Origin of the sequence: Shewanella oncorhynchi, assembly GCF_030848765.1 — a bacterium.
GTDB classification, from domain to species: domain Bacteria; phylum Pseudomonadota; class Gammaproteobacteria; order Enterobacterales; family Shewanellaceae; genus Shewanella; species Shewanella oncorhynchi.
In genome coordinates, this window is sequence record NZ_CP132914.1 from 2,835,387 (window position 1) to 2,858,822 (window position 23,436).

Annotated in this window: 20 protein-coding genes; 9 read left to right on the forward strand and 11 right to left on the reverse strand. The window is 46.0% G+C overall.

Annotated elements, in window-relative coordinates; genetic code table 11:
* Window positions 1–110: 110 nt before the first annotated feature.
* Entirely contained in the window at window positions 111–398 is a 288-nt protein-coding gene (rplY, locus tag RA178_RS12745) for a 50S ribosomal protein L25 (RefSeq protein ID WP_306682108.1), read from the reverse strand.
* A 303-nt stretch (window positions 399–701) separates the two neighbouring features.
* Here rplY and RA178_RS12750 point away from each other — a divergent pair, with 303 nt between their 5' ends.
* Window positions 702–1,133, forward strand: a complete 432-nt coding sequence (locus RA178_RS12750; protein ID WP_106650352.1) for a hypothetical protein — start codon at window positions 702–704, stop codon at window positions 1,131–1,133.
* On the opposite strand, the gene mepK is transcribed toward RA178_RS12750, so the two are convergent.
* The 10 genes from mepK to RA178_RS12800 all read right to left on the reverse strand — a co-directional run bounded on the left by mepK (window position 1,084) and on the right by RA178_RS12800 (window position 13,290).
* Window positions 1,084–1,632, reverse strand: a complete 549-nt coding sequence (gene mepK, locus RA178_RS12755; RefSeq protein WP_028760165.1) for a peptidoglycan L,D-endopeptidase MepK — start codon at window positions 1,630–1,632, stop codon at window positions 1,084–1,086. The two genes, RA178_RS12750 and mepK, sit on opposite strands and share 50 nt — an antisense overlap.
* Window positions 1,633–1,786: 154 nt before the next feature.
* A complete protein-coding gene (locus tag RA178_RS12760) occupies window positions 1,787–3,265 on the reverse strand; it encodes a L,D-transpeptidase family protein (protein ID WP_371135019.1) in 1,479 nt (492 codons plus the stop codon).
* Between the two features lie 324 nt (window positions 3,266–3,589).
* Complete coding sequence (mdoH, locus tag RA178_RS12765) at window positions 3,590–5,773, reverse strand: glucans biosynthesis glucosyltransferase MdoH (protein WP_105252289.1); 2,184 nt, start codon at window positions 5,771–5,773, stop codon at window positions 3,590–3,592.
* A gap of 23 nt (window positions 5,774–5,796) precedes the next feature.
* Window positions 5,797–7,425, reverse strand: a complete 1,629-nt coding sequence (locus tag RA178_RS12770; protein ID WP_049821716.1) for a glucan biosynthesis protein G — start codon at window positions 7,423–7,425, stop codon at window positions 5,797–5,799.
* Between the two features lie 490 nt (window positions 7,426–7,915).
* Window positions 7,916–9,313, reverse strand: a complete 1,398-nt coding sequence (locus tag RA178_RS12775) for an ATP-binding protein (RefSeq protein WP_306682113.1) — start codon at window positions 9,311–9,313, stop codon at window positions 7,916–7,918.
* Between the two features lie 84 nt (window positions 9,314–9,397).
* A complete protein-coding gene (locus RA178_RS12780; protein ID WP_028760171.1) occupies window positions 9,398–10,057 on the reverse strand; it encodes a response regulator transcription factor in 660 nt (219 codons plus the stop codon).
* 20 nt (window positions 10,058–10,077) lie between these two features.
* Window positions 10,078–10,986, reverse strand: a complete 909-nt coding sequence (locus tag RA178_RS12785; protein ID WP_263265276.1) for an FAD:protein FMN transferase — start codon at window positions 10,984–10,986, stop codon at window positions 10,078–10,080.
* Window positions 10,987–11,116: 130 nt separating this feature from the next.
* Complete coding sequence (locus RA178_RS12790) at window positions 11,117–12,436, reverse strand: DUF3570 domain-containing protein (protein WP_306682115.1); 1,320 nt, start codon at window positions 12,434–12,436, stop codon at window positions 11,117–11,119.
* A gap of 164 nt (window positions 12,437–12,600) precedes the next feature.
* Window positions 12,601–12,819, reverse strand: a complete 219-nt coding sequence (locus RA178_RS12795; protein WP_028760174.1) for a DUF4266 domain-containing protein — start codon at window positions 12,817–12,819, stop codon at window positions 12,601–12,603.
* A 3-nt stretch (window positions 12,820–12,822) separates the two neighbouring features.
* Entirely contained in the window at window positions 12,823–13,290 is a 468-nt protein-coding gene (locus RA178_RS12800) for a TlpA disulfide reductase family protein (protein WP_028760175.1), read from the reverse strand.
* Window positions 13,291–13,674: 384 nt separating this feature from the next.
* Between RA178_RS12800 and hyaA the strand changes: the two genes are divergently transcribed.
* The 8 genes from hyaA to RA178_RS12840 all read left to right on the forward strand — a co-directional run bounded on the left by hyaA (window position 13,675) and on the right by RA178_RS12840 (window position 23,436).
* Window positions 13,675–14,811 carry a nickel-dependent hydrogenase small subunit gene (hyaA, locus tag RA178_RS12805; protein ID WP_028760176.1) on the forward strand — a complete coding sequence of 379 codons (1,137 nt, stop codon included), beginning with the start codon at window positions 13,675–13,677 and terminating at the stop codon, window positions 14,809–14,811.
* A gap of 3 nt (window positions 14,812–14,814) precedes the next feature.
* The gene (hyaB, locus tag RA178_RS12810; protein WP_105252282.1) at window positions 14,815–16,518 is read left to right on the forward strand and encodes a nickel-dependent hydrogenase large subunit; all 1,704 of its coding nucleotides are present in this window, start codon (window positions 14,815–14,817) and stop codon (window positions 16,516–16,518) included.
* Between the two features lie 19 nt (window positions 16,519–16,537).
* The gene (gene cybH / locus RA178_RS12815) at window positions 16,538–17,212 is read left to right on the forward strand and encodes a Ni/Fe-hydrogenase, b-type cytochrome subunit (RefSeq protein ID WP_028760178.1); all 675 of its coding nucleotides are present in this window, start codon (window positions 16,538–16,540) and stop codon (window positions 17,210–17,212) included.
* Between the two features lie 7 nt (window positions 17,213–17,219).
* Window positions 17,220–17,777, forward strand: a complete 558-nt coding sequence (locus RA178_RS12820) for a HyaD/HybD family hydrogenase maturation endopeptidase (protein ID WP_105252281.1) — start codon at window positions 17,220–17,222, stop codon at window positions 17,775–17,777.
* 3 nt (window positions 17,778–17,780) lie between these two features.
* Window positions 17,781–19,694 carry a Kae1-like domain-containing protein gene (locus tag RA178_RS12825; RefSeq protein ID WP_306682118.1) on the forward strand — a complete coding sequence of 638 codons (1,914 nt, stop codon included), beginning with the start codon at window positions 17,781–17,783 and terminating at the stop codon, window positions 19,692–19,694.
* A complete protein-coding gene (gene hypF, locus RA178_RS12830; RefSeq protein ID WP_371134917.1) occupies window positions 19,687–22,206 on the forward strand; it encodes a carbamoyltransferase HypF in 2,520 nt (839 codons plus the stop codon). Before RA178_RS12825 ends, hypF begins: the two co-directional genes overlap by 8 nt.
* A gap of 187 nt (window positions 22,207–22,393) precedes the next feature.
* Complete coding sequence (hypB, locus tag RA178_RS12835; protein WP_105252278.1) at window positions 22,394–23,191, forward strand: hydrogenase nickel incorporation protein HypB; 798 nt, start codon at window positions 22,394–22,396, stop codon at window positions 23,189–23,191.
* Window positions 23,191–23,436: a HypC/HybG/HupF family hydrogenase formation chaperone gene (locus RA178_RS12840; protein ID WP_028760183.1), complete on the forward strand. Its 246-nt coding sequence runs from the start codon at window positions 23,191–23,193 to the stop codon at window positions 23,434–23,436. The genes hypB and RA178_RS12840 overlap by 1 nt, the downstream gene beginning before the upstream one ends.

Below are 23,436 nucleotides of genomic sequence, written 5' to 3' on the forward strand. Positions count from 1 at the left end.
TATGTTGAGGTTGTTTGGGTAAAGCCTAAGTGTCTACCCATAAATACAAACAACTAAAAATCAGCCACAAAAAAAGCGCCCTTAGGCGCTTTTTGCTTCAGTTACGACAATTAAGCGTAAACGAAGTCAACGTGTTCAATGATTGGTTTGAACACGTGGCGTTGCATAGCTTGTGCACGAACACCCACGTCTTTACCATCAACAACGATAGTCAGAGTAGAAGTGTAGAAGTCAGCATTAGCTTGAATGTTAATGATATCTTTGTGATCAAAAACAATAGAAACTGGCTCTTTGCCTTGGCCATAAATAACAGCAGGTACTTTACCAGCATGGCGTAGGCGGCGGCTCGAACCTTTCCCTATTTCAGTGCGGGTTTGTGCTTGGATAGTGTAAGACATGTGTTTCTCACTTAAATTTAGAGTAAAAAGTTGCCGGCATTTTCGACCAATGACGGCTCATATAAAGCGCGCGAATACTAACATAGATACCCAAGGCGCACAAGAATACCGCAAGCCCCCTATTTATCGGCGTCAGCGTTAGCAAAACAGACCGCTATTTATCAAATTGAGGAACTTGTATCTTGGCTGTTACGGCAGAGAAAAGGCTTTGATCTCAAACAAAAAACACGAGATCTAGATCACACTGGGAAATTGAGAAGCCTGTTAAGCTCGGGCAAATTTCGATAACTGCTGTGTCAAAAAATGCGTCATGCGCTATACCAGTTACAACAAGAAAATAGACTTTCATGCCAACTGGCCCGTGAACTCGTCTCTCTTATCGAAACCGTTCCTTATCAGCAAAATACCCTCGAATTAAAATTCTTAGAATTGCTTGCCTGCACCCAACAAAAAAACCGCAGCTTGATCTTACTTATGCAAATTATTGAGTCCGTCGATATTGAGTCGCAGAGGCAAAGACAATATCAATTTTCACAACGTCTCAGCCTATTGATCTGTGATTGGCAACAACATAGAGAAATGAACAAACTCAATCAACAATTTATCCCGCTGCTCAGACATTACTTGATCGAATCGCAAGCCTTGGAACAAGATTTTTATCAGCAGATCCAACAACAGATCATTGCTACCAGTGCCTTACCGGACCACAATCGACGTGCACAAAGCCAGAATTAGGATAATAACCCACACCACCGAGTTTCAGGGATAAAGCCGCTTCTCTGAGGGTTTTTAGTTTAACGCTAGGGATAGCTATGTCCATCGCCATGCCGCGCATGTGATAACTCTTCTTAGCAACTCCGCCACTGTGGCTCACGAGCATGGCATTGGTTTTTGGTGAACGGTAACCAGAAATTACATGGATTTCATCGTTGGTATTCAAGGTTGTTTTGAGCGAGTGGAGTAAATCAAATAAGCGCTTATCCATAGGTGCTGCCACATTCTGACGATGATCCCGCAGCAAATGATTAAAATTGTCTAACACCTTGCTCTGATAATGACCATCTACCCAGTAACTACCATCATCGCGCTCGCCAGTATGACGATTAAACAAACTTAACTCGCGGATCCCTTTGGTTGAACGGCTGGCAACTGCTTTTGAGGGAATAAAGGAACATAATGCCACACCACTAAGGCCTAACAATAACTGCCTACGGGCAGGACATATTAAAGTCACATGATCACCTTTTGTATGCTTTTTGGTCACTAGTAAGGCAAATTATACTGAATAAGCCCTAAGATCAAGTTTTGCCAACCCCATTCTGAGTAGGATTTCAAAATGCCAAGCGAGTTCAGATGCTTATCTTGCTCAGCTTTACAGCACAAAAACGTTAATGTTGTTCCAAAACCGTGGCAGGCACAGCATTCGTCAGCTCAGGTTCCAAATGATAAATATCGCGACGGTATTGCTCCTGCCCACTATCGTCTAACCATGCAGTCCAGTAAACCAGATGCACGGGCAGCTTTTCGGAAAGTGAAAACCACTGGGGTTCAGTGATACCAGGGGCTAACTTGTCCCATAAACGTTTGTCTTTCACTAAATGTTCTTTAAACCACTGGGCTAATTCAGTGGCTTTTTCAATACGAATACAGCCAGATGATAGTGCCCTATCGTCCTTTTTAAAGAGACTTGGCTCAGAAGTTCCATGTAAATAGACACTGAAACTGTTATCAAAGTGAAACTTATATTTACCTAATGCATTCTTCGCCCCTGGGCGTTGTACAAGCTGATAGGGAAACGAAGCGCTGGCTAAGGCCTGCCATTCCTCTGGCATGCGTTGCACCTGTTGACCGTTATAATCGTACACATCAAATTGACGTTCCTTAAGATAATGACCATTTCGCTGAATTTGCGGCAGAATGTCCCGCCGTAAAATGCTGCTAGGCACTCGCCAACTAGGGTTAAGCACCACGCTAGAAATCTGACTGTCCAAAATCGGTGTTTGCCGAGAAGATTTACCCACAATGACCTTGGAACTTAACACTGGCGTACCATTATCGACCAACGTCATCTCAAAAGCGGGCACATTAATCAGCAAATAACTCGGCTCTAATTTACGTTCAAACACTCTTTGTCGAATAGTGTTTTTAGCTAATAGTACCGCCCTCGCCCTTGGCGATTGGTTCACCCAAAATAAGGTCTGCTTACCTATCACCCCGTCCTGTTTTAACCCATGCTTTTGCTGAAAGCGCTTAATGCCAATCATAAGTTCTTCGGTATAAACTTGATTCACTCTAGGCTCAGTGGCTAAGTCTCCCAATATCCACACACGCTTTGCTATGGTATCAACGATCTGATGACTCATTCCTAAGGTTAACTTTTCATCTAGCACTAAAGTTTCCCATGGTTCAATTGTGTCCAATTGCACTAAATGGGCGATTTGCTTAAGCACCCTTTGATATTGGGGATCCTCTGGAATAACGGATGAAACCGTCTCTGGGGCTCCAGCGTTGTTACATTCTGCGGATGTCATCACATAATGCCAGTAACCGGTAACATCAGCTTGGATTCGTACTAAATCAGCAGTAGATAAGGTATTAGGAGAAAGTGTTAAGTCACGATAATGCTGGCCAAATACTGGATTAACGCCTGCGAGATCCAATAGCAACACCTGTGGCACTAAGGCCGCAAGCGGCAGCACAGCAGTAAGATCTTCAGCTTTACCCTCAAGATTTGGCTGCGCAGCAATACTCGAATTTGATGTCAGGGATTGAGCGCCATCAGCTGCACTTACCTTTGGCACTAAAATTATTGGAATACAGAAAAAAAGGCTAAGTAATAGTTGCGCGAGATTACGCCTCGTCGGCATCGAGTTAATCTGCAATGCTTTCAAGTTCGCGATGTTGAACTCCTGCTCTATCAATTTGAGTTCTCTCACGTTTAGCGTTACACGCATGGATGGGGGCAAATAGCGAATGATCTTTTTCAATATCATAAATACTCCCTTAGCTATTTTTAAGGTCACCTGAGAGCCAGCGGTTATATCAGTCAACAACACTGTTATATGACTATTCCATGGAGATCAATTAATTACTAGGGGTTAACTCCAGATAATGAAAAGAAAAATGCCACTGAGGTCGTCAGTGGCATTGATATCAAACAAACTCGCATAAATATGCTGATCAAGTGTTCGTTAGCAAAAAGACACCAGATCTTCTTCGACAAATTGCTCTGGTAATTTCTGTAGGCTACGTAACATCAAAGGATTTGCCAACACCATCGCCATTTCTTGACGATTGAGTAAAGCTAATGCGCTCTGCTGACAACGAGCTTCATGCACCTTCACATGCACTATTGCTTCCATCGCTTCAATTGGTGTACCCGCAGCACGCAAAGGCTGTTTATCCACCATGGCTAAATGCAATTCCATCAACGCAGGGTCTTTAAGTACCTGTGCTAACGTCCAAGGCTCAGCAATGTGTCTTTGGTAAGCGGCGCGCGCTTCTTGCGCTTGCAGACAAATTTGCGCAGGGTTACGTTCTTCTGGTGTTGCAAGAATACCGGCACGCTTGAACACTTCGCCAATTTTGACTGAACCTGTCCATGCCGAAATTGGCACAGCAATCCACAGACCGATCAACGCCGGACTCATCCAAGCTAACAAAGTCAAAGAATCCAAAATTGCCGCATAACCTAACATCACACCTGCCAGCATATGCCAGCGGTGACGATAAATTAACGTCATCCAAGGCATACTGCCGTCATCACGACGTTGCGGCGACCAACCACTGTCCCGCCCCATCAGAATTGACATCACAGCACCACAATGGATAAACATCATGATAGGTGCAATCAGCGCTGAAAGTATAACCTCAAAGATCACACTGAATATCGCTTTAATTCGACCACCAACACTGCGAGCAAACTCACCGTCTTTAAGCAGCAACAAGACACCGAATACTTTAGGGCCAAACAAAACCCCCATAGTAATGTAGAACAATCTTAATGCCCTATCCGAGTCCATGATGGGCCAAGTCGGGAACAGTGAAAATTGATCGGTGAAATATTCAGGTCGAATAAAGTGTGCCTGCAAAGCCAACATCAAACCGGTCAAAATCAACATCAACCAGAAAGGAGATGACAAATAAGCCATGATACCCGTCAGTAAATGTAAACGGCTTACCCAGTGCAAACCTTTAGTCGGCAAAATACGCGAATGCTGCAAGTTACCTTGGCACCAGCGACGATCACGCACGGCTAAGTCGATAATCGACGGTGGACATTCTTCGTATGAACCCGGTAAGTCATAAGCAATAACCACACTCCAGCCCGCACGGCGGATCAGCGCAGCTTCAACAAAGTCATGGCTCATGATATGACCACCAAAAGGTGGCTTACCCTTAAGGTTAGGTAATCCCGCCGCAGTCATAAAGGCTTCGGTGCGGATTATGGCGTTGTGGCCCCAGAAGTTACCTTCTTTTTGTACCCACCAACCTAACCCGGTACCAATAACCGGACCATAAATACGCGCCGCAAATTGCTGTAAACGGGCCATTAAAGTGGTGCCATTGATCAACGACGGAATCGTTTGGATCAAACCCGCATCAGGATCGGCCTGCATGCGCTGAGCTAAGCCAGTGATGGTTGAAGACTCCATCAAACTGTCGGCATCAAGCACTAACAAGTGATCATAGCGCGACCCCCAACGACGGCAAAAATCGGCTACGTTACCCGCTTTACGAGCGACGTTTTTACGACGGCGACGGTAATACACCCGCGAATGCTTATGGGTTTCTTGACGTAACACCAGAAACGCCTGCTCTTCGAGTAAAGCAATATCGGGATCCGTAGTATCACTTAAGATAAACCAATCAAAAGCATGACCGTGACCCGTTTGCGACAAGGTTTCAGCCATCACTGAAACCGCCGAGAATACCCTATCAGGAGATTCGTTATAGGTCGGCATCAAAATCGCGGTGCGCGTATGCAGTTCAGTCACTTGCAAATCTTTTGCCCGCGGTTTTCGCAGTAAAATTAAAAAACCTGCAATACCGCTACAAAACGCCAAAGCAATCCAGCAGAAGTTAACCGCAAACAGCACTAGCACTAAATATTCCAGAGGAGTAATTCCGCCAATGCTAAATACCGCCCCCATTTCATAGATAGCAAACAAAGATAATAATAAAGCCCCACCCACCACAAACACACGACGGTAGGTACGCGAACGTACCCCATCAGCCACAGTGCTACGGCGAGGAAATCCCTCTGGCATCTTACTTAAATTTTGGGGTTCCATAGCGCCAGGCCGTTCATTTGGCATAGCACTACCACCCACGAGGACTTCCGTCTCGAGTACCGAGTTATCGGATACAGTCATATCATGTTGCTCCGTCATGAACCTTACAGCGTCCAGCGATAGAGCCAGGTTTCAACCTGACGAGGAGTTGGGAACTTAAGTTCAGCGCGCAGTTCGATAAGATCTTTATCTTCTGGCTCTAATTCAAAAGCTAAGCGATAGCCATTTTTAGCGGCATTACGGGCAATCACCACGTTCGTGACCACACCACCAGAAGCTTCAACTTTAGCGACTGGCATTTCATCTGTCATCGGACCTTCAACTTGATAGTCGACCACAAATAAACGTCTTGGAGTTGCCTTAGCAATATCGGCACGACCACTGGCAGAGCGAGAAATATGTACAGCACCGACTTTCGCAGCCGGTTCTTCACCCCAACTCATGCGATAGGCAAAATGAAATTCACCGCCAGCAGGAATAGGCTGACGTGGTTTCCAATAACTAACAATGTTGTCATGAATTTCAGACTCTGTCGGAATTTCAGTCAACACCACTGAACCTTGCCCCCAATTACCCACAGGCTCAATCCATAGGCTTGGGCGACGTTCGTAATGGGCTTCTAAATCTTGATATGACGCATAGTCACGCTCACGTTGGATCAGACCAAATCCCTGAGGCGAGTTGTCAGAAAACGCACTGACTTGTAACTGACGTGGATTAGCCAATGGGCGCCATAAATGCTCACCACGACCATTTAACATCAATAAACCATCAGAATCATGTACTTCAGGTCTAAAATCATCGGTGTCGTGACGACCATTGAGTGAATGTAAGAACATGCTAGTGCTTGGTGCTAAACCGACTTTGCTCAGCTCAACACGAGGAAACAGTGTCGCTTCTACATCAATCAAGGTGTTATCACCGGGACGGACAGAGAAAGTATAGGCACCTGCTACGCTTGGGCTATCTAACAAGGCATGCACAACAATCAAGTTGCTGTCATTGTGTGGACGCTCAACCCAGAAGGCGCGAAATATCGGGAATTCTTCCCCTTCAGCGTCAGCCGTTTTTAACGCCAAACCACGGGAAGATAAGCCATAGGCGTTACCTTTACCTAAAGCACGGAAATAACTCGCACCTTGGAATACCATAAGCTCGTCAAATACACCGTTCGTATTCAATTGGTTATGAATACGGAATCCTGAGTAGCCAATGTCATCATTTGGTAGCGCTTGAGTAATCACTTCACCCGCGGTGAAATATTTAGGCTCATAGGCTAAGTGCGTTGCATTCTGACCTTCTACAATCGCAATCTCGATCAGATCCTGAAAATAGAAACCACGGTGGAACATTTGCATTTGAAATGGCACGCCCTGATCACGCCAAATAGACGCAGTCGGGTTAAAACGAATATCTCTGTATTCATCGTATGACAGTTTAGCAAGGCCAGCTGGCAAAGGATCTTTGAGGGTCACATAAGGTTTCGCTGCCAAACGTTTTGCAATCTTCACGACAGTTTCGCTATCAAAAGCGCCTGTCTTAGTGAATCTGATTTGATTTTTTGTACTGGGCTGAGAAATCACTTTCGGTGGAGTAACCACAGGAACTGCCTCGGCGGGTTTTGTCTCTTCAGCGTACGCGACACCAGACAGGGCGACTACAGCGCCTAGCGTCAGTGAACATATGAGTGACGAATAAGGTTTGGACGATGGGCAACGCAACAAGCTAACCATAGATAGGTAACCTAAAAAATAAACTAAGAAATCAATGTTTTTTATGTATACAGTGAATTTTTTTCACTCTGATTTAGGGATGAAAAAAAACAGTTGCTTACATATCGCGAAAGATATCAGAAGGAGAAAAAAACTCATAAATAAAGATGCAGTTAACCCCTTCCACACAATACTATTTGAGAATAAGCTTATACCAAAAATGAATATTAAAATAACATTATCATGCTTATTTCTGTTTTCAAAGTTACAAAAACAAATTAAGTGATCCAAATGCTACATTATTGAAAGTAAAATGAGCCTTTTTACACCTCAACTAAGTGTTGATGATCATAGATGAAATATCACAATAAGCGAATCAATCCGTTGGTAAGCCTAAGGATTAACACTAAGACAGCAGGAAAATTCAAAATTTTACCCGCTTAAATGTATCAAAACAACTGAGCTGATGTCACTGAAACTGCGGATCTATTTTAACATTTCATTGCCTGAACTATTTTGGCAGAAAAAGTGTCACAGATAATCCACCTTGATCCCTAGGCGCAATCACTAAACGACCTTGGTGCAATTCTATGATGTGATAGCAGATAGACAAACCTAATCCCGCACCTATGCCTTCATTTTCATTCACACGATAAAAACGTTCTGTCGCATTGGCAATCTGCGGCTCTGTCATGCCTTGGCCTCGATCCGCGACACAAATACAGATTTCATCATCCAAAGCATGGGCCGACACTGAAATCTCCGATTCCTGTGGACTGTATTTACAGGCATTTTCGATAATATTCTTCAGTACAAGTAGCAAATAAAAACGATCACAGGTCACCGTTAGATTGGATCCGATATCGATATTCCATTCATAATCTGTGATTTGTGGCATTAATTGATTAAGCGCATCTTCGACCATAGGCAAAATGGCGTGGGATGACACATTAAGCTCATTAATCGAGTCCACCCTTGCTAATACGAGTAATTGTTCAACGGTATGACTCATGTGCACTACGCCAGCATCTATCGCAGCTAAATGGAATTTCTGCTGCGGATCATCATCAATCAGACTCTCTAAGCCATGTTGATGTAATTTAATCACAGATAATGGCGTTTTAAGCTCATGGGCCGCATCGGCGCTAAAACGACGCTCACGGGCGATAAATCGCGCGATACTATTGATATATAAGTTCAATGCGCGCCGAACAGGGACTAATTCTTTAGGCAATGACATAGTCAACGGGGTCAAATCGTTGGGCGCCCGTCCAATTAATTCTCTTTCAAAGGTTTTTAATGGCCGAAACAAGAGATAAAACAAGAAGCTAACAATAATTAATGTTAAAGGCACTACCATTAAAGGCACGATAACGGCGTTATGCATGATTTGCGATACGAGCTCTTGGCGTACTTCATCCTGTTGAGCAGTGACAATCCAAACATGATTTTTAACCGAAAAAAAACTGAACACATGCCAGAGTTCTCCTTCGAACACTTTCTTATGATAACCCTGTACGAATCGACTGATAGGTTGATGACCAATATTATCCGATAAAACTAAGGCTTCACCCGCCTCACTCCAGATTTGAAACGCCAATTTATGCTCATAGGCCAGTTTCAGCGCATCGGCCTTTTCGGCAAAGGAACTGATCTGGCTATCGGGAACGTGGAGCACTTGGGGTATGACGAGATCCTGAGCTGTTGCATCGGGCTCAGTATGATAGAACAACTCCAACATTTTAGCGGTTTGGAGCATTTGCGCATCGAAGAGTTCTTCGATTTGATGCTTAGAATCCCGAGTACTCAACCAGCTAGACACAGCGACGGATACTGAAATACCTGACAAAATTAATAATGTCAGTACCAAACGCAGTGAATACACATCTAGCCCCTTTAATCGAATCACTTCTTTTTCCTAACGACTATGCTTCAAGTCATCACTGCGTTATCAGTACCCACAAACGTGGAGCTTGTCACTTAACTCTTCAAATTAATTTATTTCAATCAAGGTATAGCCTATTCCACGCACGGTTTTGATTAATTCATTGGCAAGTTTTTTGCGCAGATGGTGGATATGCACTTCTATTGAATTACTGCCGACTTCATCCCAGCCATAGGTTAACTGTTCTAACTGGCTGCGGGTCAATACACGCCCTGCCGACTGAGCGAGTTCGAGCAGTAATTGAAATTCACGCCGTGAAAGCAGCACATTTTGATCGCGAAATGTCACTTCACGGGTATTTAAATCGATACACAAAGCACCAATAATCAAACTGTTGTGATCGAGCCCATACTGACGCCTGACGATAGCACGAATACGCGCGGCTAATTCACGCACATCAAAAGGTTTACCGAGATAATCATCGGCGCCCATGTCTAAACATTCAAGCTTAGTGTCAAAATCCGTATTAGCGGTCAGAACTATTGTGGGAATTGACACTCCCTGCTGGCGCCAAGCTTTAAGTAACTCTTTACCATTACCGTCAGGCAATCCCAGATCGAGCACTATGGCACTGAAGCTTTCATTTTTAACCCCCAGCAAAGCTTGCTGATAACTATTAAGGTGATCAACTTGCATACCCAGCTTTGCCAAACTCAAGCAAATCCCTTGGGCTAATAACTCATTGTCTTCAACCAACATAATACGCATTCAATGTCCTTAACTGAGCCCTAACGGAAAATACTGAACTTAACATCTTGTTGCTGTAAAAAATCTTCCGCGTCTCGCCCCTGCAGCATAGCCATAGTGGCGAGCATACCTGCAGTCACGCAGTTTGGCCCTAACACAGTCACAGAGCGCGGCGCATGGATAACGGGATAGCCAGTGCGTGGGTCGACAATATGGCCGTAACGCTTTCCATCGACTTCAAAAAATCGCCGCGTATCGCCACTGGTCGCTAATGCACCCTGACTAATCGCTAGTACACTCGCAGCATGATCGAGGTGTCGTGGGTCTTCAATTCCCACTTGCCATGGCGTCACTTTGGACACGGGACAAGCGATATCACCGCCAAAATTCACTAACACTGGAATGTCTGGATAACATTCGGCTAACTCATAGGCGACTCTGTCGACCGCATATTCTTTTGCGATACCACCAAAATCCAATTTCATTCCTGTTGGCATCTCAATATGGCGCGAATCAAACTCGATACGCTCAAACCCCACTAAGGCTTTCGCGGCAAGTATGCGGTCATGTTCGGGCAATTGGGCTTTGGGATCAAAGCGCCACAGTTCCATTAACGGCCCAGCAGAAATATCAAAGAGTCCATCACTGAGCTGAAAACATTGTTTAGCAAAAGCTAATAACTGCCAGGTTTCTTCATCGATAAGCTGCTTATGACCATTGGCATGGTTTAATTGCCACAGACAATTCTGCGCGATAAAGCGACTGTACTTATGTTCGATACGCAGCGCCTCAGTGACTACCATGTCCAACATATCGTCTGCAATATCAAGTTGATCGCACCCAATGAGTATTTCACAGGGACTCGCCATGGCTCTAAATTCACCCACATAACCCCAATCACGGCGCTGCAACGAATAAGGTGCGGTCTTTAGGGACGATGTCGACATCATAAATCACCTCTTCACATGGCATCCCACTGGGATTGCGATTGAATAAGTTCAGGGGTAAATTGAGTATGGGTAGCTAAGCTACCCATACAGTTTAACGCCTTGCTATCTGAGCCAGTAGCATTATTTCGTATTAAAAAGAATAACTAAACTGTGCTGTAATTGCCTTCTGAGTCGGAAATAGATCGAAGTTTTGCAGCTCTCCAGGAATCGTAGCGCCGTTATTTTTCGGATCCTGTTGGTAATACTCTAAGCGATACGACATTTCATGACCGCCCGATAATCTATGGCCAAATTTAACCCCAATCGTATAAGCCGACATATCACCGATACGATAATCGGCACTGGCAAACTCTGGCAGTGGCGTATCAGCCATCAAGAAAGGTTGATAGAAGTTAGCCGCAGTTTGTTGGTAATAGCGCAGATGTAATTGACCATAGAAATTGCCGGTAAAGTAATACCGATAATGGGTTTCTAAGGTATGCGATGTGAGGTCCCAGTCATCGGTATTATAACGATAGGAAAAATCCACCACACCCGCATCTAATGCGCCTTTGGTCATCACGTAAAAACTGTGCTTCAAGCGCGAATCGGGGCGGCTCTCATACAATAAATCCTGAGTAATGCCGTTGTTATCCACCACACTGAGCATCTTGTAGGGATCCGTTAAATAGCCATTGACACTCGACAAGCCGTAATTGGCTTGCAACAACCAGCGCTGACTAAGCACTTGGGTGATACCTAACATCACATCCGCGGTCTGCTTATTATCACTGCCACCTTGACGGGTCGCATCGAATGCGCTGCGATAAGCTTCCTCACTGGTGAAGTTATCGCGAATGACCATCGAAGATAAATCCACCGGACGACCGCCAACGGGGTCAACCACATCGAAACTATAAGCCGTACCTAAAAATAAAGTGGTGTTGTCTTTATTAAACCCTCGCTCAATTCCGGCATTGATGCCCATTGACATATAATCAAACTCTTTCGAGCCATATGCGCCAACATTGAGTTTCCAATCTGGTGTTAGCACTTCACTCCAACCGACATTGGCTTGTACGCGAGTATCGTGAAAGGTGTCATCTAACGGCGTTTCTCCCGCTGAAACATGATATTGACCATTACCAGATGGTCGAGTAAACGTTTGGCTGGTACTTTGGGCCACGGCGCCCGATGCTGAAGGCCCCGTTAGACTGTCAACCACGAGTTTGAGATCCAGCACACTGTCATCGCCAAAGGCTTTTTGCGCTGTGCCTATGGCTTCGATGGCTTGTACTCTATCTTGCTCACCGTAATACATTAACGCAGCATCGATCTTCCAGTCGTCAGCTTTTTTAGATAATTCAGTCGCATGGCCACTTGTTGCAAACAGTCCACAACTGGCTAATGCGAGAGCACCCGCTATCTGCTTCGATTGTTTTGTATTTATTTGGTTCTTTTTTTGAGTCATAGCTGACAACACCTGTAGGTCACTTCCATCTATTCAATACCGCGGGATTTCGCCCCAGATTTTAGAACATCTGCTCGTCACATTTGTTTTAGTAGGTCTGTTCATTACGTCTGTGCGTTACATTTATTCGTTACATCTAAGGGCAAATAACACCAACGGAGAGTTTAGTTACAGCCACATCCGCCACCGGCAAATGCACGTCCGCCGCTACTGCCTTCTTTACTAAAATAAATATGATCATCGAGTGCTAGATCGAGCTTTTCACTGTCGAGCGCCATATCGCTGCGGGCCAACTGGCCTTTCTCCCACGGCTGCACTCCTAAACTTGAACATCCACTCAAACCTATGATGAGCGTTACTGCGACTAATGCGGGTTTAAGCATAAATTACTCCTTCAGTAAATTGACGAGTTCTTGCTCGTATTCAGCGGTTTTATCGGCATAAAAGCCAACATGATGCTGTACTAACTGACCTTGACGATTGAACATAAAACTGCTCGGCATGCCCAGCAAATCGAAACTGCGCGCGACATCACCTTCTGGATTGAAACGCACTGAAAAATTGGCAGGGACTTGTTTTAAGAATTCTTGAGCTAACTCGTTATCTGTATCTAGATTGATTGCCACGACGGCCAAACCTTGATCTTGATACTTTTTTTGGATCTCATTCATCCAAGGAAACGATTTACGGCAAGGGCCACACCAGGATGCCCAAAAATCGACATAGACGACTTTGCCTTTAAACTCACTCAGGGAAACAGCTTGGTTTTGCGCATTAAACACTTGATAGTCCAGCGATGGCGCGGCTTGTACGCCTGCGGCCAATAAACTGAGTAACAATAATATTTTCTTCATAGCACATTCCGCGTTAACGATTACGTTCGAATCTATTAACTGAATCTTAAGGTTTTCTTAAACAAGCTTATATAAGTTTAATTAACCTGCTCGCCCAGACTCACCACGCGAATGAACCATAGTCATCTGCATGGCCTTAATCACATGAGTGCTGATTAAGTGACCGATTTCATCCAAAATGGCAAATGTGAGACATTTTGTCCCATTAGAAAAAGTGAAATTAGATCTGTGTCATGTTAATTAAATGTCAAAATCAGTTCGGTCACATCTCTTAAAAATTCTTGATATACATCAATAATCTTTACACTCCAACGGCCTAAACTGACACTGTCAATTATGTAAACCCTTACCAATTTACATTTAAATAACAAAAAAGGTTGACCCATGGACACACATGCAGCCCTATATGAACAGGGAAAGGCGCGCTTAGATGCGTTACGCCAATTCGCTCCCCGTCAACAACAATCGCTGATTGAGAAAATGCAACAGCACGGCATTAGTCGCCGTGATTTTATGAAGTGGAGTGCCATGGTGACGAGCATGCTCGCATTACCCCTCCCCTTTAGTAACTTAGTGGCCGAAGCTGCCGAATTAGCCGATCGTGTACCCTTAATCTGGTTACATATGGCCGAATGTACTGGCTGCTCCGAATCTTTAATTCGTACCGATACCCCCAATCTAGACTCACTGATTTTCGATCATATTTCCTTGGAATATCACGAAACCTTAATGGCTGCAGCGGGTTGGCAAGCTGAAGAGAACCTCGAACATGCACTCGAAACTTACAAGGGCCGCTATTTACTGGCCGTTGAAGGGGCGATTCCGACTGCAAATAACGGCAGTTTCTTAACTGTGGGTTGTAAAGGCCACACGGGTTTAGAAATCATCAAGCATGCTGCTGAAGGCGCCGCCGCGATTATCTCTGTCGGCACTTGTGCGGCGTTTGGTGGGGTGCAAGCCGCTTATCCAAACCCAACGGGGGCGAAAGGCGTGCATGAAGTGGTCAGTAAACCCGTGATTAACTTAGGCGGTTGCCCACCGAGTGAAAAGAACATAGTCGGCACTTTGATGTACTTCATCATGTTCGGAAAATTACCTGCGCTGGATATGTTTAATAGACCTAAATGGGCTTACGGCGCACGGGTACACGATAACTGTGAACGCCGCGGCCGCTTCGATGCTGGTGAATTCGTTGAAGAATTTGGCGATCACGGTGCGAAAGAAGGCTACTGCCTTTATAAAGTCGGTTGTAAAGGTCCTTACACCTACAACAACTGCCCAACCGAGCGCTTTAACCATCACACTAGCTGGCCAGTACTCGCTGGACACGGTTGTATGGGTTGCTCAGAACCTAACTTCTGGGACGATATGGCTGACTTTGAAAAACCCCTTGGCCGTCAACTCCTCCATGGATTGGATGCGACCGCAGATACTATTGGTGCGGTGATTTTAGGCGCGACTGTGGTGGGCATTGGAGCCCATGCCGTTGCCAGTATTTTTGCCAAACCGCTGGAGGAATAACCCATGAGCAAGCGCGTTGTTATCGACCCTATCACACGTATCGAGGGTCACTTACGTATCGAAGTCGAAGTTGATGAAAATAACGTCATCAACAAGGCTTGGTCATCCTCCACACTTTGGCGCGGTATTGAAGTCATTCTCAAAGGCCGCACGCCTATGGATGTTGGCCTTATTGTGCAACGTATCTGTGGCGTATGTACCTATTCCCACTACCGCTGCGGTACTGAAGCGGTTGAAAATGCGCTAGGAATTCAAATTCCATTGAACGCGAGATACTTACGTTCATTAATGCAAACCTCTTTATACATGCATGACCATATTGTGCATTTCTACCATCTACACGGCTTAGATTGGGTTGATGTGGTTTCTGCACTGAGCGCCGATCCTGCTAAAGCGGCACAAGTTGCCCTGAAATACACAGACCATCCCATAGCGGCGGGTGAAGGTGATTTAAAAGCGGTACAAGAAAGAGTTAAAGGCTTTGTCGAAACGGGAAAATTAGGTCCATTTGCCAACGCTTATTGGGGCAACGGCACCTATAAATTTACCCCAGAGCAAAACCTTATCGCGCTATCTCACTACCTTAAAGCGCTTGAAGTACAACGTGTTGCGGCAGAAATGCTAGCCATTTTTGGTGGCAAATCACCACATCCACAATCCGTTGTTGTCGGTGGTGTGACTTCGGTGCGCGACATGCTCAGCCCTGCTCGCCTGCAGGAATGGAAGCAAAAACATGCGACAGTAACTGACTTTATTCTGCGTGCCTATCAAGCAGATATCGTGATGGCGGCCGAAGCCTTTGGTACTGAACCTAGCGTGTTGGGCGGCGTAAACGTGAAAAACTTCATGGCGACCGATGACTTTGTGTTAGCCAATGGCGAATACATGTTTAATCAAGGCGTGATCATGAATGGCGACCTTGCCGGCGTCAGTGATGTGAATCCAGATCTGATTGCCGAAGACGTCAGCCACGCTTGGTATAGCGCCGATGCACCGCAACATCCCTATGACGGTACAACGATTCCTAATTACACGGGTTTTGTTGAACGCGACACTGTCTACGGCAAATTGCCAACACTGGATGGTGATGGCAAATACTCATGGGTGAAATCTCCCCGCTATCAAGGTGAACCTGTCGAAGTGGGTCCACTCGCTTGCCTATTGGTGAGTTATGCCCGCGGTAACAAGGTGGTCGTGGATTCGGTTAATGCCCTGCTCGCTCGCACAGGTCTACCCGTAGCGGCTCTATTTACCACTTTAGGTCGCACTGCAGCCCGTATGTTACAGACAGTCATCGTCGCCCAAGAAGGGTTAAAAACCTTTGATGCGCTGCTGACGAATATCCAGTCCGATGAATCTACCTATGTAAAACCCAATATTGATCCAAATAAAGAGTATGTAGGTCACGCCATGATCGAGGCGCCACGCGGCATGTTAAGCCACTGGATCCGCATTAAAAATGGAGTGATTGAGAACTATCAAGCCGTGGTACCGACGACCTGGAACGCAGGTCCTGTGGATGCCAACGGTAAAATGGGTCCCTATGAAGCCTCTTTAATTGGCTTGAAACTGGAAGATCCTACTAAGCCCCTTGAGGTGATACGTATTATTCACTCATTTGACCCTTGCATGGCGTGTTCTGTACACGTGATGGATTTCAAAGGCCAAGCATTGAGCGAGTTCCGTGTCAGTCCCAATGGTCAATAATCGAGGGAGGGAACGCAAAATGAACCATTCTGCAACCCGCATTCGGACACTGATTTTTAGTCCGGCAATACGGATTTTTCACTGGCTCAGGGCACTGTCAATTCTGGTGCTAGTGATCACCGGATTCTATATTGCTTGGCCGTTTCTTGTGGCGCCTGAAAGTACGGACGTACTCGTACAAGGCTGGATCCGCTTCGCTCATCTGATCTGCGGTTTTGTACTAACCGCAATCACTTTAGTGCGCTTCTACCTGTATTTTTTCAGCCGAAGCGACATTGAGCGGCGCTCATTTCGCGATGTCATGAGCGTAAAAAGCTGGATCACTCAGCTGAAATCTTACTTATGGATGGGGCACTTACATAAAGCCGGTGTCTATGGACCGCTGCAATTTGTGACTTATGTAGCAATCTCACTGGTCGCTCTTGTGATATGTATAACGGGTCTGGTGTTGTATGCCAATGTGTATCACCAAGGTTTAGGTGGCATGCTTTGGGGCAGCGCCGCTTGGATCACGGCACAAATGGGTGGGCTGGCACAAGTTAGGATTTGGCATCACTACCTCACCTGGGCATTTGTTATCTTTGTAGTTATCCACGTCTATATGGCGGTTTGGTCAGGGATACGCTTCAAACATAACTCAGTTGACTCGATTGTCTCTGGCTATGACTACCCAAAGCCAGACTCACACCACTAGGAGTCCAATGAAGATATTGCTACTCGGTATTGGCAATGTCCTGTACGCCGATGAAGGCATCGGCGTACATTTTGTCAATTATATAGCTGATAATTATCAGTTTACCCATGAGTCCCACCAGCTAACGCTGCTCGATGGCGGCACCTTGGCTCAGGGACTTATCCCTATTATTTGCCAATACGATTATTTAATCGTGGTCGATACAGTTAATGCCAATGGCGTAGAAGCGGGCGAAGTCTATTTCTTCGATTTTGATAAAGCGCCGAAGGAAATCGACTGGCAAGGCAGCGCCCATGAAGTCGAAATGCTGCAAACCCTCAATATGATGGAAATGGTTGGCGACAGGCCTAAAACCTTCGTGCTTGGCGTCACCCCAACCGTGCTCGAACCTATGGTGCTAGGCTTGACCCCTAAAGTCGCCGCCGCGGTACCTTTAATGGAATCAAGCTTGTTATCCCACTTAGCCTCCCTTGGGTTCACTGCAACGCGTGTTGCAGAGCATAGTATCGACTCGCTGATCCCTGACTCTTATAAACGTGGCGTTACTACTGGTGAAAGTATATAGAAGATGAAAAACATCAGATTTGATTTTACCTGCTCACGTCAGGTGCCTTTGTACGCGCATTTATGTAATCAATATCTAAATTATGATGAACTAAATATCAGCATAGGCTGTGATGGTCAACATAGCTCAGGTCAATATAGTGGCCAACATGACTTTGGCCCCCAAAGCTATTTTATTGAAGCTCAGGGCGAGCAAAACCAACTAGAACAATTGGCCGATGCCATTGCCGCGGACTTTTTGATTTCCGCTTGGTTGATTGACTCTAGTATTAAAGTCATCGACGAGCCCCAGGGCAGTAAAACCTTACTGCCCTTTCCACAGTCTGGATCAAGCCCTGCCATAGTGCCTTTTTGCCAGCATTGTTATCCGTTGATTGGCGATAATCAGTCGGCTAAGTTTGGCACACTCGATTTAATTTGCCCTTGCTGCAAGGGCGAAACACAATTAACGTCCGCACAAAAAGCGTTAACCTTGTCAGATATTAAAGCCATGGCACAGGGACTGCTAACACAAGGCCCACTGACATTAGCGGCCGCCGATAATCTGCAAATCAGCCTGACACCGTTTGAGCAGCCCTTAAGCGAGCGGCCACAACTGTTAATTTGTAATCCCAATACGCTGAACGCCCATTTTTGTCTGAACGATGCGCAGGTGCTCGCGCTTTCGAGTATTGAAAAGCCGCTTATCTGCGCGAGACCCACGCAAGAACACGACAAACTCAGTGCGCCACTGTACGACATTTGCTTTGCCTACAGCCGAGTGATCTTAGTGCTCGGGGAAGTATTACGACAAAAAGGGGTCGATTGGGTTTACATTAAAGGGCCGCATAATAGGCCAAAGCTAGCGTGGGTCGATGGTGCTTGGGCACAAATCGCCAGTCACGATTTAAGCTCAACACAGGTTCAAACCAAGCACTTTATCGCTCCAGAACCCTTAAGGGAAAAAGTCAGTTTTCACGGCTATCAAGCCCAATGGCAGGCGGCGAAACGTTCACGATCGCACCAAGGCGAACTGAGTGTGGCAGTATTGACTCAAGTAGCGTCAAGTGAAGACAGTGATATTCATTACACCAGTATGCTAAGCGATAATAATCAAAATACAGTCAACACAGAAAATCACACCCTTGCAGATGCAGCGCTATTCAGTGCGCTGCTCAACGGTAAGTTTACCAGTCATAAACAGGCAAAAAATGCTGCGGTCATTTACTTAAGCCATACCCACGCCAGTCAAATTGTCACCTGCAATAATAAGGGCGACACTGAACTCTTCTTTGCCCTGCCCGAGCTGCCCGATAACGGTTACGAAATCTTCCATCAACTGGACAGCAGTCCGCAAAAAGCCGTAGCGCAAAAATTTAAGAGCCTGTTCCCCGAAGATTACCTAAAACTTTTAAGCCTAAAGCTTCACGGCAGACGGGACAACTTACAAAGCCTGTGGGCGATTGCTGCCATATTAATTGGCCTTAATACACAAGAAGAGACTCAAAGCCAAGCAAGGCTCAGCGATGCACTCATGGCCGCCGCCATGCGCTACCACGGTGCCAATGCACCGCGTATCGATTATCCGCTGACCAAAGGTGAAGCCCACCGCAGCCTAAATTGGTGTAAAACCTTAGGCACTGTCTTAAGTTTTCGTATTGCGGGTAATGACGATCCGAGTCAGCTCGCCTTTGCAATGCAAGACTCGCTGGCGGACTATTTATCTAACTGGATCGAGCATATCGATTTAAATATCGGCGTGCACAATATAGCCTTAGCGGGCAATGAATTAATCAATGAAACCCTGTGCAAACGCATCAGCTTACGCTTAGGCAAAAACTTTCCATTGGTGATCAATCGCAGCCTAGATTTAGACGGCGATAACTTAGCCGTTGGGGCACTTTACGTTAAGCAGCGCCAACTGAATGCCCATGATTAGGAGGCCAAAAGTTAAGTCACAACGTATGAAGCCACATAGGCACAATAGTCGCCACAAAAAGCACTGTGACCTGCAGATAAAACGAAGGCTGGCATTGGAATACCTTGTCCACAAAGGAGCCACGTTAAAGCGTTGTCAGCTGCACGTCACTGGCATAGTACAAGGGGTGGGATTTCGCCCCTTTGTCTATCGTTATGCCCTTGAGTTTCAACTGACGGGCACTGTGCTCAACAATGCCAAGGGCGTGACCATTGAGCTGCAAGGTAATGATGAAAACCTCACTCGCTTTATCACTGTACTCAATACCACTCCACCGCCACTTGCCCGTATCGACAATATCAGTCAAATACCACTGCCGATTTTATTAAGCGAAACCACGTTTGAGATTATAAAAAGCGACAGCCATGAGGACGATGATCCAAGTTCACCGATAGGTGCGCAAGTGGCGGTATCGGCAGATAAAAGTACCTGCCAAGATTGCTTGAACGATATACATAATCCTGATGACCGCCACTTTGGCTATGCCTTTACCAACTGCACTAACTGTGGCCCTCGATACACGATTATCAATGCTTTACCCTATGATAGACACAACACCGCCATGGCCGATTTTGACATGTGTCCCGAGTGCGCCAAAGAATATCAAAACCCACTCGACCGCCGCTACCATGCCCAGCCCATAAGTTGCCCCGCCTGTGGCCCCAGACTCAGTTTAAAAACACCGCAAGGGGAATACATCCTTCCCAATGCCTCAAATCTCAGCGCACCTGAATTGAGTACGGACCTTGCGGTACTGACAGCAGCGGCTGATAGATTACGCCAAGGGCAGATTCTGGCAATTAAAGGATTGGGTGGATTTCACTTAATCTGTGATGCCCGAAGTGACTATGCCGTCAACGCACTCCGGCTGCGAAAACAGCGCCAAGCCAAGCCGCTAGCGGTGATGATGGCGGATATCACCATGGTGCAGCACTATGTCACAGGGACGGATGCCGAGTGGCGAGTGCTAAGTTCGCAAGAAAGGCCCATAGTGCTGATGAGCAGCCGAGCCGAACATGATCTCAGCTTAGCTGTCGCCCCCAATCTGAATAAACTCGGGGTATTTTTACCCTACACACCGCTACATCATTTGCTATTAGGTCTCTTCAAAGGGCCATTAGTTGCAACCAGCGCCAATGTTTCCGGTGAACCTATCATCACTGATTGTGATGAGCTTATTAGTCACTTAAGCCATGTGGTGGATGCGATAGTCGATCATAATCGGCCGATTATTAATGGCTGTGATGACAGTGTGGTGCAAGTGATCCAGCCGCAACTTGATTCCTCCGCAGAGGTGCAAGTATTGCGCCTCGCCCGCGGCTATGCACCGTTAAGTTTCCCCTTAGAGATACCGCTGACCCAATCGATTTTGGCCGTGGGCGCACAGCAAAAAAATGCCATCGCCTTAGGCTTTGGCAATAATGTGTTTTTAAGTCCCCATATTGGCGACCTGTTCAGTGTCAGCGCCGAGCAGTATTTTGAGCGCACCTTAGCCACTTTTGCTCGGTTGTATCACTTTACGCCAAATCTTATTATTTGCGATAAACACCCAGATTATGCCCCTTCACGCTGGGCTGAAATGCACTCAAACTCGAGTGTAAAACTCAGCGATACCCGTCAAAATCAATGTTTATCGGTGCAACACCACCATGCCCATGTGCTCAGCGTAATGGCGGTTAATCAATATCGAGATCCCGTATTGGGCTTTAGTTTTGACGGTACTGGGCTTGGCGACGATGGCAGTTTATGGGGCGGTGAAGTGCTATTAACTACGCTCGATAAAGCGCAGCGACTGGCGCACTTTGAGCCTATAGCCCTGCTAGGCGGCGAGCAAGCCATTAAGCAACCCGTGAGGTTGTTACTGGCATTATTGTTCGAGCAAATGAGCCTCGATGCTGTGCTCGCATTGCAATTACCTATATTAAACAACATGCGCCCAAACACTCTGACTAACTTACATAAGATCTGGCAGAACGGCAGCGCGATAAAAACCTCCTCTGTCGGGCGACTGTTCGATGCCCTCGCCTGCGCCTTAGGCTTAATCGAAACAACACTGTTTGAAGGCCAAGCGGGCATGGCAATAGAAGCCGCGGCCAATCGCGCCGATGCATTAGCCCTTGAAGTCATTTCGCTTAACTTACCTCTTGACATCGACCAGTGGCGAAGCAGTGAAATGTTCAAGCAAATTGTTGAATTGATTACAGCACAACCGCTAACAGACAATAGATGCTATGCCATCGCCCGCGCCTTTTTACACACATTAGGTGATGCTATCTGTGATTATACTGCCCAGTATCAACACCTCCCAACCGTGCTCTGCGGTGGCGTATTTCAAAATAAATATCTATTGGAATACTGCCTGAGTAAGCTCAGCGCCCAAGGAAATAAAGTGTTATCCAGTAAACAGATACCCATCAATGATGGCGGCATCGCCCTAGGCCAACTTTGGTATGGCATTCATCAGAGTCAATAACCGTACTTATTTGATAATCCCTGATGTTCGCTCGCCATTTTTATCCCCATAAACCTGACGAACATCAAAGATCCGTAGCGCAATTTGTATCACACTCAACATTAGCGTAACCAAATTAACGATTCGTACATCAATCATTATTTGTCAGGCAAAGTCCTCGTACTCTGCCGATACAAGGAGAGGTAAAATGTGTAAAGACTGCGGCTGCTCCCTTACCCGCCACGACCATGATCATCTAGGCGCGCATGCCCATAGCCATGAGCATAATCATGACCATTCACATACTCATGAGCATAGCCATCAAGAGTTACACACAAATCCTCAGTTAAACGATAAAAAAACCTTGTCAGTCATCCACAAAATTTTAGATAAAAATGATGTCGAAGCTGGACATAACCGCGCCCACTTTGAGGCACATAATATTACTGCCTTCAACATCATGAGTAGCCCGGGCAGTGGCAAAACCACCCTATTAGAAAATCTCAAAGAATACACGCAGCTCAACTATGCGGTGATCGAGGGCGACTTAGAAACCTCACGTGATGCTGACCGCCTCATCGCTAAAGGTATTAAGGCCTATCAAATTCAAACGGGCAGCGCCTGTCACCTCGACGCCTTTATGGTGCACGGTGCCCTACATCATCTGCCGCTTGAAGGACTCGATATTTGCTTTGTCGAAAACGTCGGTAATCTCGTCTGCCCAGCCAGTTATGATGTGGGCACTCACAAAAATATCGTGCTGCTATCAGTGCCAGAAGGCGATGATAAGATTGAGAAATATCCTGTGATGTTCCGCCGCGCCGATGTAGTTTTTATCACAAAGTGCGATCTACTGCCCTATTTTGATTTCAAGATGGACGAAGCCAGAGCGCAGCTTAAAAAACTCAATCCAGCAACTCAAATTATTGAAGTCTCAATTAAAGATGGCGACTCCATGCAGGCTGTAGCCGCTTGGCTTAAAGACAATATTCGAGGTGCACAATAATGTGCTTGTCCATACCTTCCCAAGTGGTGGCGGTCGATATTGAGCGCCAGAGTGTCACCGTCGATACCTTAGGCGTGCGCCGCGATGTCAGCAGTCATTTAATGAATGAGCCACTGGAAATTGGCGACTATGTGTTGATCCATATTGGTTTTGTGATGAACAAAATTGATAAGGAAGATGCGCAGCAAAGCATTGATCTATACAAAGAAATCGTCACTAAGCTTGAAAATGAAGCCATACACTGA

Excerpts from the sequence above, each read along its gene's own strand:
- rplY (WP_306682108.1), bottom strand. The coding sequence starts at position 398 with ATGTCTTACACTATCCAAGCACAAACCCGCACTGAAATAGGGAAAGGT.
- RA178_RS12750 (WP_106650352.1), top strand. The coding sequence starts at position 702 with ATGCGTCATGCGCTATACCAGTTACAACAAGAAAATAGACTTTCATGC.
- RA178_RS12760 (WP_371135019.1), bottom strand. The coding sequence starts at position 3,265 with ATGCCGACGAGGCGTAATCTCGCGCAACTATTACTTAGCCTTTTTTTC.
- mdoH (WP_105252289.1), bottom strand. The coding sequence starts at position 5,773 with ATGACTGTATCCGATAACTCGGTACTCGAGACGGAAGTCCTCGTGGGT.
- RA178_RS12770 (WP_049821716.1), bottom strand. The coding sequence starts at position 7,425 with ATGGTTAGCTTGTTGCGTTGCCCATCGTCCAAACCTTATTCGTCACTC.
- RA178_RS12780 (WP_028760171.1), bottom strand. The coding sequence starts at position 10,057 with ATGCGTATTATGTTGGTTGAAGACAATGAGTTATTAGCCCAAGGGATT.
- RA178_RS12785 (WP_263265276.1), bottom strand. The coding sequence starts at position 10,986 with ATGATGTCGACATCGTCCCTAAAGACCGCACCTTATTCGTTGCAGCGC.
- RA178_RS12790 (WP_306682115.1), bottom strand. The coding sequence starts at position 12,436 with ATGACTCAAAAAAAGAACCAAATAAATACAAAACAATCGAAGCAGATA.
- RA178_RS12795 (WP_028760174.1), bottom strand. The coding sequence starts at position 12,819 with ATGCTTAAACCCGCATTAGTCGCAGTAACGCTCATCATAGGTTTGAGT.
- RA178_RS12800 (WP_028760175.1), bottom strand. The coding sequence starts at position 13,290 with ATGAAGAAAATATTATTGTTACTCAGTTTATTGGCCGCAGGCGTACAA.
- hyaA (WP_028760176.1), top strand. The coding sequence starts at position 13,675 with ATGGACACACATGCAGCCCTATATGAACAGGGAAAGGCGCGCTTAGAT.
- hyaB (WP_105252282.1), top strand. The coding sequence starts at position 14,815 with ATGAGCAAGCGCGTTGTTATCGACCCTATCACACGTATCGAGGGTCAC.
- cybH (WP_028760178.1), top strand. The coding sequence starts at position 16,538 with ATGAACCATTCTGCAACCCGCATTCGGACACTGATTTTTAGTCCGGCA.
- RA178_RS12820 (WP_105252281.1), top strand. The coding sequence starts at position 17,220 with ATGAAGATATTGCTACTCGGTATTGGCAATGTCCTGTACGCCGATGAA.
- RA178_RS12825 (WP_306682118.1), top strand. The coding sequence starts at position 17,781 with ATGAAAAACATCAGATTTGATTTTACCTGCTCACGTCAGGTGCCTTTG.
- hypF (WP_371134917.1), top strand. The coding sequence starts at position 19,687 with ATGATTAGGAGGCCAAAAGTTAAGTCACAACGTATGAAGCCACATAGG.
- hypB (WP_105252278.1), top strand. The coding sequence starts at position 22,394 with ATGTGTAAAGACTGCGGCTGCTCCCTTACCCGCCACGACCATGATCAT.
- RA178_RS12840 (WP_028760183.1), top strand. The coding sequence starts at position 23,191 with ATGTGCTTGTCCATACCTTCCCAAGTGGTGGCGGTCGATATTGAGCGC.